Below are 17,360 nucleotides of genomic sequence, written 5' to 3'. Positions count from 1 at the left end.
TTACTTTAATTGGTATAAATATGAGTTTCGTCTGGTTTGTCATCCTCAAGAGTGAGGTACGAGCGAATTGGGGATCTCTTACCTGCTAAGCTCCAAATAACAGACACAAAAAAGCGGAGCCAAATGGCTCCGCTTTTATCGATAGAATGCAAAAAGAATTACTTCTTAGTAAGCTTCTCTTTAATACGAGCTGACTTACCAGAACGCTCACGTAGGTAGTACAACTTGGCACGACGTACTGCACCACGGCGTTTAACTTCGATGCTATCAACCATTGGAGAGTGAGTTTGGAACGCACGCTCTACGCCTTCACCGTTCGAGATCTTACGAACTGTGAATGCAGAGTGTAGACCACGGTTACGAATAGCGATTACAACGCCTTCGAAAGCCTGTAGACGCTCACGGTCACCTTCTTTTACCTTAACCTGAACTACAACAGTGTCACCTGGTGCGAATTTAGGAAGGTCTGATTTTAGTTGCTCTTCTTCAAGAGCCTTGATGATGTTGCTCATTTGTATAAATTCCTAGAATAAACTGATACTAAATTTAATAGGTTACTGCTTGCTTTTCGTTAAGAGCGTTGCTCTTTAATGAATTCAGCCAGTAATTGTTCCTGTTCGTCAGTCAGAGCTAGGTTTTCCAGGAGTTCTGGTCTTCTTAGCCAAGTTCGGCCCAACGATTGTTTTAATCGCCAGCGACGAATATCCTTATGGTTTCCAGACTTGAGTACCGATGGCACATCTTTATCGTCTAGCACCTCAGGGCGCGTATAATGGGGACAATCTAGCAAACCATTTGCAAAAGAATCTTCTTCTGCTGAAGCGAAATCTCCAAGTACACCCGGAACAAACCGAGATACTGAATCAATCAGCGTCATGGCTGGCAGTTCGCCACCCGTCATCACAAAATCTCCAATCGACCATTCTTCGTCAACTTCAGATTGAATGATGCGCTCATCTACCCCTTCGTAGCGACCACAAATAAGAAGTAAATTCTCGTTTGTTGCCAGCTCTTCAACACCTTTCTGGTCGAGTTTACGACCTTGAGGTGAAAGATAGATAACTTTCGTCTTTCCCGGTGCTGCTTGCTTGGCCGTTGTGATAGCGTCGCGCAAAGGCTGAACCATCATTAACATGCCAGGACCACCACCGTAAGGTCTGTCATCAACAGTGCGATGTTTATCATGAGTGAAATCACGAGGATTCCATGTCTCAATAGATAAAAGACCTTTTTTAACCGCTTGACCTGTTACTCCAAAATCAGTAACAGAACGGAACATTTCAGGAAAAAGGCTAATAATGCCAACCCACATGTGTTCTCTCGCTCTGTAATTTGGAGTTAGAATCCAGGATCCCAGTCAACTTCGATCCGGCGAGCTTCGCGATCAACTTTCTTGATCACTTGCTCTTCAAGGTACGGTACTAACCGTTCCTTTTGGCCAAAAGCATCTTTAAGATTTGCTTTGATTACTAGAACATCGTTCGAGCCAGTTTCTAATAGGTCAGTGACCTCACCAAGGTCGTAACCTTTAGTGGTAAAAACTTGCATACCGAACAATTCGCGCCAGTAGAATTCATCTTCTGACAATTCAGGTAACGAAGCAGGATCAATAGCAATTTCAAAGTTAGTCATCAGTTGCGCGTCTTCACGAACATCTAATCCCGCTAGCTTACATACATAACCTTGGCCATGACGTTTCCAGCTCTCAACTTTGTACTCAACCCACTTACCCTTTAGGTTTAAATACCAAGGGCTGTAATCAAATATGCTTTCAGCATTGTCTGTGTAGGAGAACACTTTGAGCCAGCCACGAATACCATAGGTAGACCCAAGTTTACCCATGACAATTCTATTATTTTGCTCGCTCATAGTTTCTTTACCCTTCATCGACATAAGCTATTTCTCTTTAAAAAAGAATTAAGCCGCTTTTTGAGCGTCTTTAACTAGCTTAGCTACACGATCAGATAGAGATGCGCCTTGACCAACCCAGTGGTTAACACGATCTAGGTCTAGACGTAGACCTTCTTCTTGACCTTGAGCTGTAGGGTTAAAGAAACCTACTTTCTCGATGAAACGGCCAGTTGCAGCGTTACGGCTATCCGCAACTACGATTTGATAAAATGGGCGCTTCTTTGCACCGTGACGTGCCAAACGAATGGTTACCATGTCGTCCTCTTTGCTTTCTTAATAAAATAATTAACCCCAAGTATAAGTAAATAGCTTGGGGTCTCGTGCCAAATTAAAGCCCCGGAATTTTACTCTTATTCCGGTGCAATGCAAGGGCTTTAGCTATTTTTTCACCAACATAGCTGCCGTACACTTTCTGTGACACAGCTAACACTATGAAAAGTAACGTAGCTAAAGCTTACATTTGTAGATTATCGACCAAACGGGTTAAAGCCACCACCCATTCCGCCCATACCTCCACCGCCGCCCATCATGCCTTGCATGTTGCGCATCATGCCTTTCATGCCACCTTTCTGCATCTTCTTCATCATCTTCTGCATTTGGGTGAACTGCTTAAGCATACGGTTTACATCTTGTACCTGTGTACCAGAACCAGCGGCAATACGCTTTTTGCGAGAGCCTTTGATTAGGTCAGGGCGTTGACGCTCTTTCATGGTCATAGAGTTGATGATCGCTTCCATTTGCTTGAACATCTTGTCATCAACTTTATCTTTAACGTTATCTGGTAGCTGAGACATGCCTGGAAGCTTATCCATCATACCCATCATGCCGCCCATGTTTTGCATCTGACCTAGTTGTTCACGGAAGTCTTCAAGGTCAAAGCCTTTCTTCTCTTTGAACTTCTTAGCCAGTTTCTCTGCTTTCTCGGTATCAACGTTTTTCTGTAGGTCTTCAATAAGAGACAGTACGTCGCCCATACCTAAGATACGAGAAGCAACACGATCTGGGTGGAACGGTTCTAGTGCGTCAGTCTTTTCACCAACACCCAAGAATTTAATCGGCTTGCCTGTGATATGACGAACAGACAGAGCAGCACCACCACGCGCATCACCATCCACTTTCGTCAAGATAACACCGGTTAGTGGTAGCGCATCACCAAAGGCTTTTGCAGTATTCGCAGCATCTTGACCTGTCATTGCATCAACAACGAACAGTGTCTCTACTGGTTTAATTGCAGTATGAAGCTCTTTGATCTCGCCCATCATCTCTTCATCGATAGCCAAACGACCCGCAGTATCGACAAGTAGCACGTCGTAGAATTTCTTCTTCGCGTGGTCGATTGCAGCGTTTGCAATATCAAGAGGTTTTTGATCAGCTGAAGATGGGAAGAAGTCTACGCCAACATCGCTTGCTAACGTTTCAAGCTGTTTGATTGCCGCTGGACGGTAAACGTCGGCAGACACAACCAAGACTTTCTTCTTGTCACGCTCAGTTAGAAGCTTAGATAGCTTACCTACCGATGTGGTTTTACCCGCACCTTGTAGACCCGCCATTAAGATAACGGCTGGCGGCTGCGCTGCTAGGTTAAGAGCCTCGTTAGACTCACCCATCACCGCTTCAAGTTCAGCTTGAACGATCTTAATGAATTCTTGACCAGGCGTTAGAGATTTAGAAACCTCAACACCCACAGCGCCTTCTTTTACGCGCTTAACAAAATCGCGGACAACGGGCAGTGCAACGTCGGCTTCAAGTAGCGCCATACGTACTTCACGCAGCGTCTCTTTAATATTGTCTTCGGTCAGACGACCTTTACCGCTGATGTTCTTCAGCGTTTTGGATAGACGATCCGTTAAATTATCAAACATAGTTTTCTCTTCGCTCAAAACTGCGACTATTACTGTGAGTATACATTAGCGCGGATTAGAGTCATACCCGTTGTAGAGCGTTAATCATCCGTGCTTGTGATGTGAGACATTATTCACTTGGAATTGAATGAGGTTCGCCATAGCCCCAAAGAGCGATGCGAGGTATAATTCGCCAATTAGTAATCATTAAAATGGATACCATGGACAGTCTTATTGCGATCGCAGCAGCCTTTCTTTATACAATGGCGATTTCCACGATCATTCCAGGTCTCGTGCACCAAACAGGAATCCGTGTAAAAACGGTGTTTATCAGCGCATTACTTGCTCTAGCTTTCCATGCTTGGTTGCTTGGCGATTTGATTTTTAATGCCAGTGGCCAAAACCTCAGTATCTTGAACGTTGCTTCATTAATCAGTTTAATCATATCTGTGGTAATGAGCGGTGCAATGCTCAAAACCCGTCTGTGGTTTATCTTACCCGTCGTCTATAGCTTCGCTGCGCTGAACTTGATGGCTGCCACTTTTCTTCCAAGCACCTTCATCAAACATCTAGAGAATGACCCAAAACTGCTCGTGCACATCTCTTTGGCTCTATTCTCATACGCAACGTTAACTATCGGTGCGCTATACGCCCTGCAACTTGCGTGGCTAGATCACAAACTTAAAAAGAAAAAAGCCTTAGTGATAAACCCTAACCTACCTCCTTTAATGATGGTGGAAAGACAACTTTTCAAGATCATTTTGATTGGTAATGGCTTATTAACAGGTACCTTGTTAACGGGTCTCATCTTCGTGCAAGATATGTTTGCTCAAGGAAAGGCACACAAGGCTGTGTTATCTTTTATCGCTTGGGTTATCTACTCCATCCTTCTGTGGGGTCACTATCAGAAAGGTTGGCGTGGACAGAAAGTCACTTGGTTCGCACTGGCCGGCGCCAGCATGCTCACATTAGCCTACTTCGGTAGCCGCTTCGTCCAGGAAATCATCCTGAACTAGTCTGTAAAATAAAGGCAAGGTCTCACATACCTTGCCTTTAAAATATTGAGTGCAATACATTCAATTGACATCTCGACCATGTTCGGTCATAAATTAATCAAGACACACAAATAGGAAAAGAATAGTTTTGGACGACATATCAACGGGTATCTTATTTGCGCTACTCGCGTGTCTCATTGTAATTTCTGGTTATTTCTCTGGTTCCGAAACGGGCATGATGTCCCTGAACCGCTACCGTTTAAAGCACTTGGCCAATACGGGTCATAAAGGTGCCAAGCGCGTAGAAAAACTTCTGAACCGCCCAGACAGATTGATTGGCCTCATTCTCATCGGCAACAATCTCGTCAACATTCTTGCATCTGCGATCGCTACTATTCTTGGTATGCGCATCTACGGGGATATCGGTGTGGCTATCGCTACTGGTACCCTGACTCTCGTGATCCTAGTATTCGCCGAGGTAACCCCAAAGACCATCGCTTCTCTATTTCCTGAACGTGTCTCTTACGCGAGTAGTATCCTTTTGATGATACTGATGAAGGTGCTATCACCATTGGTGATCTTAGTGAACTTCATTACCAACGGCTTCATTCGTATCTTAGGCGTTAAAGCCAGCCATGATGCAACCGACCACTTGAGCTCCGAAGAGCTTAGAACCGTGGTAAATGAAGCCGGTAGCTTAATCCCTCAACGTCACCAAGATATGTTGGTGTCTATTCTGGATTTAGAGCACGTCACCGTGAACGACATCATGGTGCCGCGTAATGAGATTACTGGTATCGACATCAATGACGACTGGAAATCGATCGTTCGTCAACTTACCCACTCGCCTCATGGTCGCGTAGTGCTGTACCGTGACCAAATAGATGAAGTGGTCGGCATGCTTAGGCTGCGTGAAGCTTACCGTCTGATGCTTGAAAAGAACGAATTCAATAAAGAAACCCTGTTGCGTGCCGCGGATGAGATCTACTTTATTCCTGAAGCGACACCACTCAATATTCAACTGCTTAAGTTTCAACGCAATAAGCAGCGCATCGGTTTGATTGTTGATGAGTATGGCGACATCAATGGTTTGGTTACATTAGAAGATATTCTAGAAGAGATCGTAGGTGAGTTTACCACCTCAATCACCCCAAGCTTATCTGAAGAGATTACTCCGCAAAGCGATGGCAGCTTCTTGATTGAAGGCAGTGCCAATATCCGAGATATCAACAAAGGCTTACAGTGGGCACTGCCTACCGATGGCCCAAGAACGCTGAATGGTTTGATACTGGAACACCTTGAAGATATTCCAGAGAGTCACCTGAGTGTTCAGGTTGCCAGCCACCCAATGGAAATTGTTGAGCTTGAAGAGAACCGCATCAAACTGGTTCGCGTGTTCCCACAGATCGTGAACGGCTAACTGAGTTATCACTGAATCTCTGTCTCGCCCTAAAATACGTTGACGAAAAAGGCCCGGTTCATTGAACCGGGCCTTTTAGTATCTAACTCGCCCTATCTAGGGTAGCTATCAATGACTAGTCGATCTTAAGCTCTTGCAGCATAGACTCTGGCAGTGCCAGTTCATCATTCTTGTTTACAGAGATGCCTGCAGCGATGATCGCATTCGCGATCTCTTTCGCTTCATCCAAAGAGTGCATTGCCGCGGTACCACATTGGTATTCGTTCAGCTCAGGGATCTTATTCTGGTTCTCAACTTTCAGTACGTCTTGCATCGCTGCCAACCAACCGTCAGCCACTTGTTGTTCTGTAGGCGTACCAATCAGGCTCATGTAGAAACCAGTGCGACAGCCCATCGGTGAGATATCGATGATCTCTACATCTGAACCGTTCAATTGATTACGCATGAAACCAGCATATAGGTGCTCTAGAGTATGGATACCTTTCTCAGATAGGATGTCTTTGTTTGGCGCAGTAAAACGCAGGTCAAACACAGTGATGGTATCCCCTTTTGGGGTTTGCATTGTTTTAGCAACACGAACGGCAGGTGCGTTCATGCGTGTGTGATCAACAGTGAAACTATCTAGTAAAGGCATTGCTCTTCTCCATGACGGCTGGCTTTAGAAAAACCAGCTTCGATTGTCTTCTAGTTCTTTGCGGCACTGTTTCAGCTGCCATCCATAATCTTTTGCTTGCTGTTCGACTTTGCGCGCCACCTTAATTAGCGATGGCTTGCTGTTGTATGACTTACGCTTATAACCACCACGGCCTTCATGATAAGCCAGGTATTGGTTATATGGGTCCCATAGTGAGATGCCCAATTGACGACGCATCTCGCTGGTATACCAACCGATGAACATCAATGCATCATCAAAGTTGGTTCTTGAGCCACCGTTATTGGTCGCCTTTTGGAAGTCTTCCCAAGCAGGATCTTGAGCTTGTGCATAACCGTAGGCACTGCTTACACGCCCCCACGGTATAAAGCCAAGAATGTAATCTTTAGGTGGGCGCGCATCATGACGATAGCTACTCTCTTGTTTCACAAAAGCCATCGCAACGTTAATCGGCGTTCCCCATTCTTCTTGCATATCCAAGGCATCTTCATACCATGAAGGGTGCTCTCGAAAGATGCTACACAAATTATCTTGCTGCTTTGGCGGTGGCGTTGCACATCCAACCAACAGGCTAGAGACAACACCAACAGTCACTACAGGTAACCATTTACTACTCACTCGAGTAGGCTGACCTAATAAGGCTTGCTTCCTTTCCACCAAAGTCTCGCTATGCTTTTAAATACGAAAAATAATCCGCTAAGAAGCTATCAAAATCTTGAGTGCTTGCTTCTTCACTTTGTTGCTGAGCAATCACAGAACGTTGAACTTCTGCTTCCATCAACTCAGCTGAATATACTTTGTATTGGTGCGCTTTGTGTTGCTGAGCGTACGTTTTACCTAACGCGCAACCCACTTTACCTAAGCCGCCCAATTTTTTGGTCTCTTCTAGCAACTGGCCAGAAATAGTTAGCTCAGGGTTATCAATCCAAGCCTCAAGCGTATCGCATGTTTCTTGGTATGCACGACCACCTTGTTCAGCGTCCATCATCTCGGCAATAGAGCGCAGATCTTTGAAGACACGCTTCGCCCAATCTTGCAGAGACAATCGCTCACCATGACAACCGATTTGCAGCTCTAGACCAACCTGACGACCTTGTAGGATCACCTTGTTCCAGTTATCGCGCCAGCATTCAAGCTCGCAGTTATCCATCTCAGCAGAGTCCGTTAGCACACTCCACGTTAGGAATAAGTCTAGGAAGCGAACCTGCTGCTCATTGATACCAATTGAGCTGAATGGGTTTACATCTAAAGAACGAACCTCAATGTACTCAACACCACCGCGTGCCAATGCTTCAGATGGTTTCTCACCACTCTTCGCCACACGCTTAGGGCGGATTGGAGCGTAAAGCTCATTTTCAATTTGCAGTACGTTGCTATTCAACTGACGGTATTCACCATCAACCTTAGTGCCAATCTCGGCAAATTCTTCTGATGGTGTGCGAATCGCTTGATTCAAACCTTCAAGGTATTGGTCTAGGCTGTTGAAACCAATCTTCAACACACTTTGCGCACTGTTCGTGTAGCCAAGGTCGCTCAGGCGCAGCGCCGTTGCTTTTGGCAGATACAATGTCTCACCAACCTTTTCAAAAGGTAGGTTTGTTTCTCTTCCTTTGATGAAAGAAGAACATAGCGCAGGTGAAGCACCGAAGAAGTATGGGATTAACCAACCAAAGCGGTAGTAGTTACGAATCAAACCAAAGTAAGCATCTGACTTAGATTCACAACGCGCTTCTTCAGTTTGCTCTCCAAACAGGCTATCCCAAAAGCTTTCTGGGAAAGAGAAGTTGAAGTGAACACCAGAGATAATCTGCATCAGGCTACCGTAACGACGTTTTAGGCCTTCACGATATAGGGTCTTCATCTTACCGTTATTCGAGGTGCCGTATTGCGCTAGCTGAATGTAATCTTCACTGCCAACGTAACAAGGCATAGAAAGCGGCCATAGTTTTTCGCCGTCTAACTTGGTTTGCGTGAAGTGGTGGATATCAGACAACTGATTCAAAAGCGTCGGAACGTCGTTAGAAACAGGCGTGATAAATTCCAGTAGCGACTCAGAGAAATCGGTCGTTACCCATTCGTTCATCAACGCAGATCCCAAAGCCTCAGGGTGCGGCCCAGTAGCAAGGTGCCCATCTTCCGTGTAGCGTAATGTTTCCCTTTCAACACCACGACCAAATTGAGAGAAGGTCTTAGGGTTGGTTGCAACTTGCTTTAGTCGCGCAGCAAAATCAGTCAAAATTCAGTTCACTTATCTTATATTGTTCTGATTAGAACTATCATAAATTAGGTTGGAGGAGAAAAGTAGAGTCTCTTCCCTCCCCCTTTAATGTGTACTCTAACGAATGATTTCAAGCTCTTCTATTGGAATATCTAACTTTTCTAATTGCGGGCGAAGCGAAGTCGCGTCACCAACAACGATTATTTGATAATCATTCGGGTCAAACCATTTCTTAGATAGCTCGTTTAAGGTCTCTTTTGAAACCGTTTCAACTATCTGATTACGCTGTTGTAGGTAATCTTCATCAAGGCTCAATGCAACAATATTACTCAACAACCCCGCCTTTTGACTTGGCGTTTCGTATTTAAGTGCATCTTGTTGACCGACGGCAAGGCGCATAAATTTCACCTCTTCGTCAGTTAATCCACTTTGGCTAAACTCATTCAGCTCATTAATAAACTCTTGAATCGATGGAACCGTCGCATTCGCCCTTACCTGCGCGCTAAATACCACTGCGCCAGTTTCACGAGTACTTGCGAAGTAACCGCTTGCACCGTAAGTGTAGGCTTTGTCTTCACGTAGGTTCTGGTTGATACGGCTATTGAAGTTGCCCGCTAAGTTAAAGTTAGCTAACTGGCTCAAATACAATTCACCCGTTGCATCAAACGGCAGGCCTTTACGAACCAAGCGAACAATGCTTTGCGGCGCACCCGGTTTATCGACTAAGTACAGGTGCTGACCAGAAAGCTCTTTGACGATCTGTGGACGCGTTAATGGTGCCGCATCGCCTTGCCACTCTTCAAAGAATTGTAGCTGTTTCCCTACCTCTTTCTTCGAGATGTCTCCCACAACAACAATATTGGCACCTTCTGGTGTGTAATGTTGCGCATAGAATTTTTTCACATCGTCTAAGGTCAATTTCGATAGAGATTCCTTAGTACCATCACTTGCACGAGCAAAAACAGTGTCACCAAACAGCACTTCACGGGTTGCTTGAGAAGCCATCCAGCTTGGCTGCTGATGCTGATACACAACGCCTTCTAGCATCTGTTTCTTAACGCGCTCAAAATCTTGCTCATCGAACTTAGGATCGAATAGAACCTCTTGCACAATCGCTAAGGTTTGAGGCAAGTTTTTCTCTAGCGTCGAGACTGAAATATCTGTGGTGTAGCTGCCCGCACTAATGCTCACGCTGCTACCAAGTTTATCTAAGGTCGCTTGTAACTCTTCAACGGTTCGTTTAGTTGAGCCTTCTTCCATCATCGAAGCCGTTAGGTTCGCTAGGCCTTCTTGCCCTTTGCGAACATAGCGTTCGCCTGCAGGCAATTGAATTTGCAGCTGTACTGTCGGCGTTTCACTGGTCACGGTACCAATTAAGTCAGTGCCATTTGCAAAGTGCATGCGGTACAACTCAGGCATGGTCGCCTCAACACCAAAGTTCACTTCTGGCATCACACTGCGATCAAAGGTATCCGGTGCCTTTCTGAAATCCAGTTGATCTTCCGTCACCTTGCTGTATTCCGGCAACATACGTGGTGGCGTGGTAAAGGTCGCCTCACGAACCGCTAAATCGAGCTTTTTCTTAGGAACCACACTCAAGATAACCTTGTGCTTACCTTCGATGAAATCTTGGTATGCCTTACTTACGCTCTCAGGCGTCACCGCTCGGATTTGATCGAGTTGTGATTCAATGCGATCAGGCTGACCATAGAAGGTTTGGTTCGACGCGAGTTGCGACACCTTACCTTTAACACTTTGCAATGCAAAAACAGCATTCGCTTCTGCCATGCCAGTGATCTGGTCTAAACGCTCTTGCTCAACGCCCTCTTTCGAGAATTGCTCTAGGGTATCCATCAGCTCTTTATTAAGAACCGTCAAATCGCCTTTTTCACCTGAGTTGCCCATTGCATACACGTACATGGTACAAGCAAGCTCAGCACAATCATGGAAAGAGCCAGCGCTGACGGCCTTCTGCGTTTTTACGAGGTTTTGATATAGGTAACTGTTGGTACCTGAACCTAACACGTTAGACAATGCATTCAGGGAAGCTTGCGTCTCTTCACCGCGATACGTTGTTGGCCAACCCACCAGCACCATCGGCTGACGAATATTGTCTTCTAAGGTGATGTACTTATCTTCTGTTAGAACAGCTGGTTGCTTCTCTGCCGCCCTCACTTCAGGACCTTGAGGAATTGGGCCAAAGTACTTGTTAACCCACTCTAGCGTGTCATCAACGTCGATATCACCACCAATCGTTAACACGGCATTGTTTGGGCCGTACCAACGCAGGAAGAAAGCTTTAAGATCATTCACGTCAACACGGTCAAGATCTTCAACATAGCCGATTGGTTGCCAAGAGTAAGGGTGACCTTCTGGGTAAAGCGCTTCGCCCATGCGTTCCCACATTAAGCCGTAAGGACGGTTTTCGTAGCTCTGCGCTCGCTCGTTCTTGACCGTGCCCCTTTGAACCTCAAATTTCTTCTGAGAAACAGCATCCAACAAGAAGCCCATTCGGTCTGATTCTAACCACAACATTTTCTCAAGTTGGTTAGAAGGAACAGTTTCAAAATAGTTGGTGCGGTCACGGTTGGTCGTGCCGTTTAACGAGCCACCCGCTTCGGTAATGATCTTAAAGTGCTGTTGGTCACCAACGTTCTCTGAACCCTGGAACATCATGTGCTCAAAGAAGTGAGCAAATCCCGACTTGCCTATCTCTTCACGTGCTGAACCGACGTGATAAGTTACATCAACATGCACCAACGGATCGGAATCATCAGGGGAAAGAATAACTGTCAGACCGTTTTCAAGCTGATACTTGGTGTAAGGAATCACTACTTTATCTTTAGAGGGCTTAACCTCTTCTAACAGAGTGACACCTTCAGGTAACGAGGAAAAGAAGGGCGTTGAGCTAGGTACATTGTAAGAACAGCCAGCAATGGCGATAAGAGAAAATGTACCTAGTAAAACCTTTTTCATAGGTTCTCCTTAGAAAAAACCGAAGTAGATAGCAGCAAGTAAGCTATAGCGAGCGGCTTTGCCAATCGCTATCAAAATAACGCTAGGGATGAATTTCATTCTTAGCCAACCCGCAGCGAGACACAAAGGGTCACCAATGATCGGTAACCAACTAAATAACAGTGTCCAGTAGCCATAGCGACTCAGCCAAGCCATAGCCTTATGACCATGCTTTTCAGATTGAGTTCGATTAGGCAACCACAAACCAATCCAATAGTTAGTCAGGCCGCCTAAGGTATTGCCTAATGTCGCCACTAGAATGATCGATGAGGTTGAAAACTGATCTAAGCTCAATGCAGCCACAAGGCTAGCTTCTGAACCACCGGGGAGTAACGTGGCACTCAAGAAGCCACTAATGAAGAGTACCCACAGCGCCGAGTCCGAGAACCACAGCGCGATATTTTCAAAAAGGGAGTTAAAAAATTCTAACACTGCCTATCAACTTTCTTGCATTTTAAGTAGCACCTTGCCTCTGGTGTGTCCGGTTTCAACCTGCAGGTGCGCCGACTGCGCCTCGTCTAATTGGTAGATACCTTGAATTTCTGTTTTGAGTAATCCGACACTGACCATGTAAAGCATAGTGTCCATTTGCTCAGGGCTTGGTTCAACCAGCATGCCTGATGCAGTAAAACCTAATAGTGTGGCTTTTTCGCAGATAAGTTCTGCAGATAGAGTCGGCACAGTCACGACTCGCGCGTCATCTTTTAGGCACTTCAATGCATCAAGCGCGGTATCGCCGCCGACCAAGTCAATCAACACATCGACATCAGATACTCTTTCTGATGCTGGTGCAAACTTATAGTTAATCGCGTGAGCACCTAGCGTCGCAAGGTAATCAAGGTTGGCTTCGCTGCAGGTTGTGTAAACCTCTGCTTTTGCTGCCACTGCAATTTGAACCGCAAGGTGACCAACGCCGCCCGCGCCCGCCAAGATAAGCACGCGGTCGCCTTCTTTCACTTCGGCTTTGTTGAGCGCTTGTGCCGCTGTTTGACTCGCGAGTGGTAATGCAGCTGCCGCTTCTAGAGTGACAGAATCAGGAACCATACTTAATGCAGCTTCTGGAACACACACATATTGGCTGTAACCGCCACCTTGCAGTGGAAAACCAATAAAGCCAGCTACGTTATCACCAACAGTAAAGCGTTCAGCCTGTTCGCCTAGCGAGACAATTTGCCCTGAAATATCGTAGCCAGGTACCCAAGGTAGGTTATCTTTGTTTTGTGCTGCCGCCCAACCAAGGCCCGCTCGGGTTTTGACATCAATCGGATTAATGCCTGAAAAGGAAACTTTAACCACCACTTCTCCAGCCTTAGGCTCAGGGATCGCACTGGTTTGAATACTTAGGTTTTCGACGCCGCCGAATTGAGTAATCGCAATCTGTTTATTTTCCATTTCCACATTTCCTTGATTGATAAAAGCCCTAGTGAGCAAGCACCCTAATTAATAAAAAGAAAGGGATGCGAAAGCATCCCTTTGACTATAAACCATTTAATAAGGCTAAGTTAACCGCTCATTCGTAAATTGACGACCAATTAACGTAACGATACATGACCCAGCAAATCCACTAGCCCACGAGAGCTAATAGAATACCCGCCGCAACCGCACTACCAAGTACACCGGCTACGTTCGGGCCCATTGCATGCATCAACAAGAAGTTCTGAGGGTTTGCCTCAAGACCAACCTTGTTCACAACACGTGCCGCCATTGGAACCGCTGATACGCCAGCTGCGCCAATCAGTGGGTTGATGTCCTCTTTCGAGAATCGGTTCAACACCTTAGCCATCAATACACCACCCGCCGTACCGATACTGAACGCGACCGCACCTAAACCTAGAATACCCAATGTTTCTAAGTTCAAGAACGTATCCGCTTGAAGCTTAGAACCAACCCCTAGACCTAGGAAAATAGTTACAACGTTAATCAGTTCGTTTTGAGCTGTTTTTGAAAGGCGATCAACCACACCCGCTTCACGCATTAAGTTACCCAAACAGAACATACCAACTAGAGGTGTTGCTGAAGGTAGGAACAAAATCGTCATCAGTAGTACAGCAAGCGGGAAAAGAATCTTCTCGGCTTTGCTAACGTGACGAAGTTGAGCCATCTTAATTTTGCGCTCTTCAGGAGACGTTAACGCTTTCATGATTGGTGGCTGAATGATCGGAACCAAAGCCATGTAGCTATAAGCCGCTACTGCAATGGCACCTAAAAGATCCGGAGATAACTTACTCGCCAAGAAGATCGCAGTTGGGCCATCGGCACCACCAATGATCGCAATTGACGAAGCATCGGCCATCGAGAACTCCATTCCTGGAACGTAGTTCAGCAAGATCGCGCCAAATAGCGTCGCGAAGATACCAAACTGAGCCGCAGCCCCTAGCCACAACGTTTTAGGGTTCGCAATCAACGCACCGAAGTCCGTCATCGCACCAACACCCATAAAGATCAGCAGTGGGAAAATACCTGTCTCAATACCAATGTAGTAGACGTAGTAGAGCAAACCACCTGGATCAGTAAACCCAGCATTTGGAATGTTTGCTAATACAGCACCAAAACCAATAGGCAGTAGAAGTAACGGTTCAAATCCTTTACGAATTGCCAAAAACAACAGTAAGCAACCAACCAGCATCATACAGATCTGGCCGAACTCAAAGTTCGCAATCCCTGTTTCAGACCATAAGGTCATCAATCCTTCCATGGTACTCCCTTACGCTAAGCTTAGTAGTGGAGCGCCTACAGTAACTGCATCGCCTTCTTTAACATTCAATTCTTGAACGATACCACCACGAGCAGCACGAACTTCCGTTTCCATCTTCATCGCTTCTAGGATTAGTAGAACGTCGCCTTCAGAAACCTCAGTACCCGCCTGAACGTTTACTTTAAAGATGTTACCCGCCAATGGAGCTGGAACCGCTTCAGCGTCAGACGCTGCTACTGGTGCAGCCTGAGCAGGTTTTGCAGATGGCGCCACCGATGTCAGTTCACCTTGTGGGCCAACTTCAACATCGTAAACTTGACCATCAACCTTCACGCTGTAGCTTTCAATACCACCAGAAGCTTGTACAGGAGCTGCAGCAACTGGAGCCGCAACTTCTAGCGTTGGTGCAGGTTCAAATGCTTCAGGATTACGACGGTTCTTAAGGAACTTAAGACCCACTTGTGGGAAGAGCGCGTAAGTCAGTACATCATCAACCGTATCTTCAGCTAGAGAGATACCCTCTGATTTCGCTTTCTCTAACAGATCCGTCGTTAACGTATCCATTTCAGACTTAAGTAAATCAGCAGGACGACAAGTAATCGGCTCTGCACCGTCTAGAACTTTCGCTTGCAGTTCAGTATCCACTTCAGCAGGAGCTTGACCGTATTCACCTTTCAGTAGACCAGCAGTCTCTTTCGTGATGCTCTTATAGCGTTCGCCCGTTAAGACGTTAATAACCGCTTGAGTACCGACAATCTGAGAAGTTGGTGTTACTAAAGGAATGTAACCAAGCTCTTTACGTACGCGTGGGATCTCTTCTAGAACTTCATCCATGCGATCGGCGGCGCCTTGCTCTTTAAGCTGGCCTTCCATGTTAGTTAACATTCCGCCAGGAACTTGAGCGATTAAGATGCGAGAATCGACACCTTTTAGCTGACCTTCCCATTTCGCGTACTTTTTACGTACATCACGGAAGTAAGCCGCGATGGGTTCGATTTGGTCTAGTTTAAGATTCGTGTCGCGCTCTGTACCTTCTAACATCGCAACAACCGTTTCGGTTGGCGTATGACCGTAAGTACAGCTCATTGAAGAAATAGCGGTATCTAGAATGTCGATACCCGCTTCAACGGCTTTAACCGCTGTTGCAGTCGATAGACCAGTTGTCGCGTGGCTATGCAGTGCTAGAGGAACGTCACACGATGCTTTGATACGTGTAATCAGCTCTTCTGCTTCATACGGCTTTAATAAACCTGACATATCTTTGATACATAGTGAGTGACAACCTAGGTCCTCTAGGCGCTTAGCCAAATCAACCCAAGTATCTGAATTGTGGACCGGACTGGTTGTGTAAGACAACGTACCTTGAGCGTGGCCACCAACGTCGATCGTTGCTTTCACTGCTTTTTCAAAGTTACGCACGTCATTCATCGCATCAAAGATACGGAATACGTCCATGCCGTTTTTATGGGCACGTTCAACAAATTTTTCTACTACATCATCCGCGTAGTGACGGTAGCCCAATAGGTTTTGACCACGCAGTAGCATCTGCATTGGTGTGTTTGGCATCGCTTTTTTCAGCTCACGCAAACGCTCCCATGGATCCTCGCCAAGAAAACGGATACACGAATCAAACGTCGCGCCGCCCCAAGTCTCAAGTGACCAGTAACCGACTTTATCCAGTTCTGCCGCAATTGGCAGCATATCTTCGATACGCATACGAGTAGCAAATAGTGACTGGTGCGCGTCACGAAGTACCACATCTGTGATAGCTAGTGGTTTAGACATGCTCATAAACTCCTTTTTAATCCTTTAAATACTACTTAGCAGTAGACGCACGGTATTGATGAACCGCGGCCGAAATTGCAGCCACTACCTGTGGACTAACAGCTGAAGGGTTTGATTGTGATTTTTGAATTTTTTTAGGTGCTGCGATCGGCTCTGGTACTTCTTCTGGTACCAGTTTTGACATCAACCGAACGAGGTAAACTAGAATAGTTAGGAAAATAAAGACAACGGACATCCCCGTTATCATTAGAGTCGCCGCATCTCCTAGCAGGCTTCCAATATTAGTCATGTTGCTTCCTTTCTTCGTCATCCTGACATACGTACAGGATTTCAGCGAATAGTGATCCCGACCCATGGATTATCTCGATTGGTAAAAGTTTGTCAATTTTGTTTAAGGTTCTGTTACGGATAACGCACACATAAGGTTAATTATTCGCCTATCAGATCACATAAATCTGTCAAATACGTCATTTTTAGATATTTAAACTGTGACTTAAACGGGGCTTTTCTGGGAATTGATATGAGAAAGGTGGAATAACAAAGAAGCAATCAAGAACTACTTTAAATACAACAAGTTAAACAACGAACAAATTTAACATTGTCGCAACAAATTTGCAGCAGACATAAAAAAAGCCTCGTATAAACGAGGCTTTTTTTAATAATGTGGCGCGCTCTGGAGGATTCGAACCTCCGACCGCCTGGTTCGTAGCCAGGTACTCTATCCAGCTGAGCTAAGAGCGCACGGTTTTAATATCAATTCATTGTTACTAACAAGAGATCAATATAAGGATTTCATTCTTATAAGAAAAAAGCCCTAAATAGTGGCGC

General features: G+C 45.7%; 16 protein-coding genes and 1 tRNA gene. 2 read left to right on the top strand and 15 right to left on the bottom strand.

Annotation, left to right across the window (positions count from 1 at the left end):
* Positions 1–158: 158 nt before the first annotated feature.
* The 5 genes from rplS to ffh form a co-directional block, all read right to left on the bottom strand.
* Positions 159–512 (bottom strand): 50S ribosomal protein L19, encoded by a 354-nt coding sequence (rplS, locus tag AB4323_RS07595; RefSeq protein ID WP_004735514.1) that lies wholly within the window; start codon positions 510–512, stop codon positions 159–161.
* Positions 513–571: 59 nt separating this feature from the next.
* Positions 572–1,312 (bottom strand): tRNA (guanosine(37)-N1)-methyltransferase TrmD, encoded by a 741-nt coding sequence (gene trmD, locus AB4323_RS07590; RefSeq protein ID WP_017061056.1) that lies wholly within the window; start codon positions 1,310–1,312, stop codon positions 572–574.
* A gap of 26 nt (positions 1,313–1,338) precedes the next feature.
* Entirely contained in the window at positions 1,339–1,893 is a 555-nt protein-coding gene (rimM, locus tag AB4323_RS07585) for a ribosome maturation factor RimM (protein WP_017063236.1), read from the bottom strand.
* A 24-nt stretch (positions 1,894–1,917) separates the two neighbouring features.
* Complete coding sequence (rpsP, locus tag AB4323_RS07580; RefSeq protein WP_004410028.1) at positions 1,918–2,166, bottom strand: 30S ribosomal protein S16; 249 nt, start codon at positions 2,164–2,166, stop codon at positions 1,918–1,920.
* Between the two features lie 212 nt (positions 2,167–2,378).
* Positions 2,379–3,773, bottom strand: coding sequence for a signal recognition particle protein (gene ffh / locus AB4323_RS07575; protein ID WP_010435884.1), 1,395 nt, complete (start codon positions 3,771–3,773; stop codon positions 2,379–2,381).
* A 200-nt stretch (positions 3,774–3,973) separates the two neighbouring features.
* On the opposite strand from ffh, the gene AB4323_RS07570 reads away from it, so the two are divergent.
* Positions 3,974–4,768, top strand: a complete 795-nt coding sequence (locus AB4323_RS07570) for an inner membrane protein YpjD (RefSeq protein ID WP_019825854.1) — start codon at positions 3,974–3,976, stop codon at positions 4,766–4,768.
* A gap of 127 nt (positions 4,769–4,895) precedes the next feature.
* Positions 4,896–6,167, top strand: coding sequence for an HlyC/CorC family transporter (locus AB4323_RS07565; RefSeq protein WP_017063233.1), 1,272 nt, complete (start codon positions 4,896–4,898; stop codon positions 6,165–6,167).
* A gap of 115 nt (positions 6,168–6,282) precedes the next feature.
* Here the strand turns inward: AB4323_RS07565 and luxS are convergent, their stop codons facing one another.
* The 10 genes from luxS to AB4323_RS07515 form a co-directional block, all read right to left on the bottom strand.
* Positions 6,283–6,801, bottom strand: coding sequence for an S-ribosylhomocysteine lyase (gene luxS / locus AB4323_RS07560; protein WP_017056597.1), 519 nt, complete (start codon positions 6,799–6,801; stop codon positions 6,283–6,285).
* A gap of 24 nt (positions 6,802–6,825) precedes the next feature.
* Positions 6,826–7,476 carry a hypothetical protein gene (locus AB4323_RS07555; protein ID WP_372152095.1) on the bottom strand — a complete coding sequence of 217 codons (651 nt, stop codon included), beginning with the start codon at positions 7,474–7,476 and terminating at the stop codon, positions 6,826–6,828.
* Positions 7,477–7,486: 10 nt separating this feature from the next.
* Entirely contained in the window at positions 7,487–9,055 is a 1,569-nt protein-coding gene (gene gshA / locus AB4323_RS07550) for a glutamate--cysteine ligase (RefSeq protein ID WP_102331920.1), read from the bottom strand.
* Positions 9,056–9,154: 99 nt separating this feature from the next.
* Complete coding sequence (locus AB4323_RS07545; protein WP_372152093.1) at positions 9,155–12,013, bottom strand: M16 family metallopeptidase; 2,859 nt, start codon at positions 12,011–12,013, stop codon at positions 9,155–9,157.
* A gap of 9 nt (positions 12,014–12,022) precedes the next feature.
* The gene (locus AB4323_RS07540; protein WP_017059555.1) at positions 12,023–12,484 is read right to left on the bottom strand and encodes a YqaA family protein; all 462 of its coding nucleotides are present in this window, start codon (positions 12,482–12,484) and stop codon (positions 12,023–12,025) included.
* A 6-nt stretch (positions 12,485–12,490) separates the two neighbouring features.
* Positions 12,491–13,444 (bottom strand): NADP-dependent oxidoreductase, encoded by a 954-nt coding sequence (locus AB4323_RS07535; protein WP_102319878.1) that lies wholly within the window; start codon positions 13,442–13,444, stop codon positions 12,491–12,493.
* A 172-nt stretch (positions 13,445–13,616) separates the two neighbouring features.
* Positions 13,617–14,747, bottom strand: coding sequence for a sodium ion-translocating decarboxylase subunit beta (locus tag AB4323_RS07530; RefSeq protein WP_019825842.1), 1,131 nt, complete (start codon positions 14,745–14,747; stop codon positions 13,617–13,619).
* Between the two features lie 9 nt (positions 14,748–14,756).
* Positions 14,757–16,532, bottom strand: coding sequence for a sodium-extruding oxaloacetate decarboxylase subunit alpha (gene oadA / locus AB4323_RS07525; RefSeq protein ID WP_372105036.1), 1,776 nt, complete (start codon positions 16,530–16,532; stop codon positions 14,757–14,759).
* Between the two features lie 31 nt (positions 16,533–16,563).
* Positions 16,564–16,821 (bottom strand): oxaloacetate decarboxylase subunit gamma, encoded by a 258-nt coding sequence (locus AB4323_RS07520; protein ID WP_004741884.1) that lies wholly within the window; start codon positions 16,819–16,821, stop codon positions 16,564–16,566.
* A gap of 375 nt (positions 16,822–17,196) precedes the next feature.
* Positions 17,197–17,273, bottom strand: a tRNA-Arg gene (locus tag AB4323_RS07515).
* Between the last annotated feature and the right edge of the window lie 87 nt (positions 17,274–17,360).

It is taken from the genome of Vibrio sp. 10N.261.52.C11 (genome assembly GCF_041471405.1).
Lineage (GTDB): Bacteria > Pseudomonadota > Gammaproteobacteria > Enterobacterales > Vibrionaceae > Vibrio > Vibrio crassostreae_C.
The sequence above is the reverse complement of the archived record's forward strand: the minus strand, read 5'-3'. Positions and strand labels throughout refer to the sequence as shown.

What these genes read in the sequence shown, in the direction of transcription:
- AB4323_RS07545 (WP_372152093.1), bottom strand. Translation starts at nt 12,013, where the DNA reads ATGAAAAAGGTTTTACTAGGTACATTTTCTCTTATCGCCATTGCTGGC.
- luxS (WP_017056597.1), bottom strand. Translation starts at nt 6,801, where the DNA reads ATGCCTTTACTAGATAGTTTCACTGTTGATCACACACGCATGAACGCA.
- rpsP (WP_004410028.1), bottom strand. Translation starts at nt 2,166, where the DNA reads ATGGTAACCATTCGTTTGGCACGTCACGGTGCAAAGAAGCGCCCATTT.
- AB4323_RS07530 (WP_019825842.1), bottom strand. Translation starts at nt 14,747, where the DNA reads ATGGAAGGATTGATGACCTTATGGTCTGAAACAGGGATTGCGAACTTT.
- AB4323_RS07535 (WP_102319878.1), bottom strand. Translation starts at nt 13,444, where the DNA reads ATGGAAAATAAACAGATTGCGATTACTCAATTCGGCGGCGTCGAAAAC.
- rplS (WP_004735514.1), bottom strand. Translation starts at nt 512, where the DNA reads ATGAGCAACATCATCAAGGCTCTTGAAGAAGAGCAACTAAAATCAGAC.
- trmD (WP_017061056.1), bottom strand. Translation starts at nt 1,312, where the DNA reads ATGTGGGTTGGCATTATTAGCCTTTTTCCTGAAATGTTCCGTTCTGTT.
- AB4323_RS07570 (WP_019825854.1), top strand. Translation starts at nt 3,974, where the DNA reads ATGGACAGTCTTATTGCGATCGCAGCAGCCTTTCTTTATACAATGGCG.
- oadA (WP_372105036.1), bottom strand. Translation starts at nt 16,532, where the DNA reads ATGTCTAAACCACTAGCTATCACAGATGTGGTACTTCGTGACGCGCAC.
- AB4323_RS07520 (WP_004741884.1), bottom strand. Translation starts at nt 16,821, where the DNA reads ATGACTAATATTGGAAGCCTGCTAGGAGATGCGGCGACTCTAATGATA.
- ffh (WP_010435884.1), bottom strand. Translation starts at nt 3,773, where the DNA reads ATGTTTGATAATTTAACGGATCGTCTATCCAAAACGCTGAAGAACATC.
- rimM (WP_017063236.1), bottom strand. Translation starts at nt 1,893, where the DNA reads ATGTCGATGAAGGGTAAAGAAACTATGAGCGAGCAAAATAATAGAATT.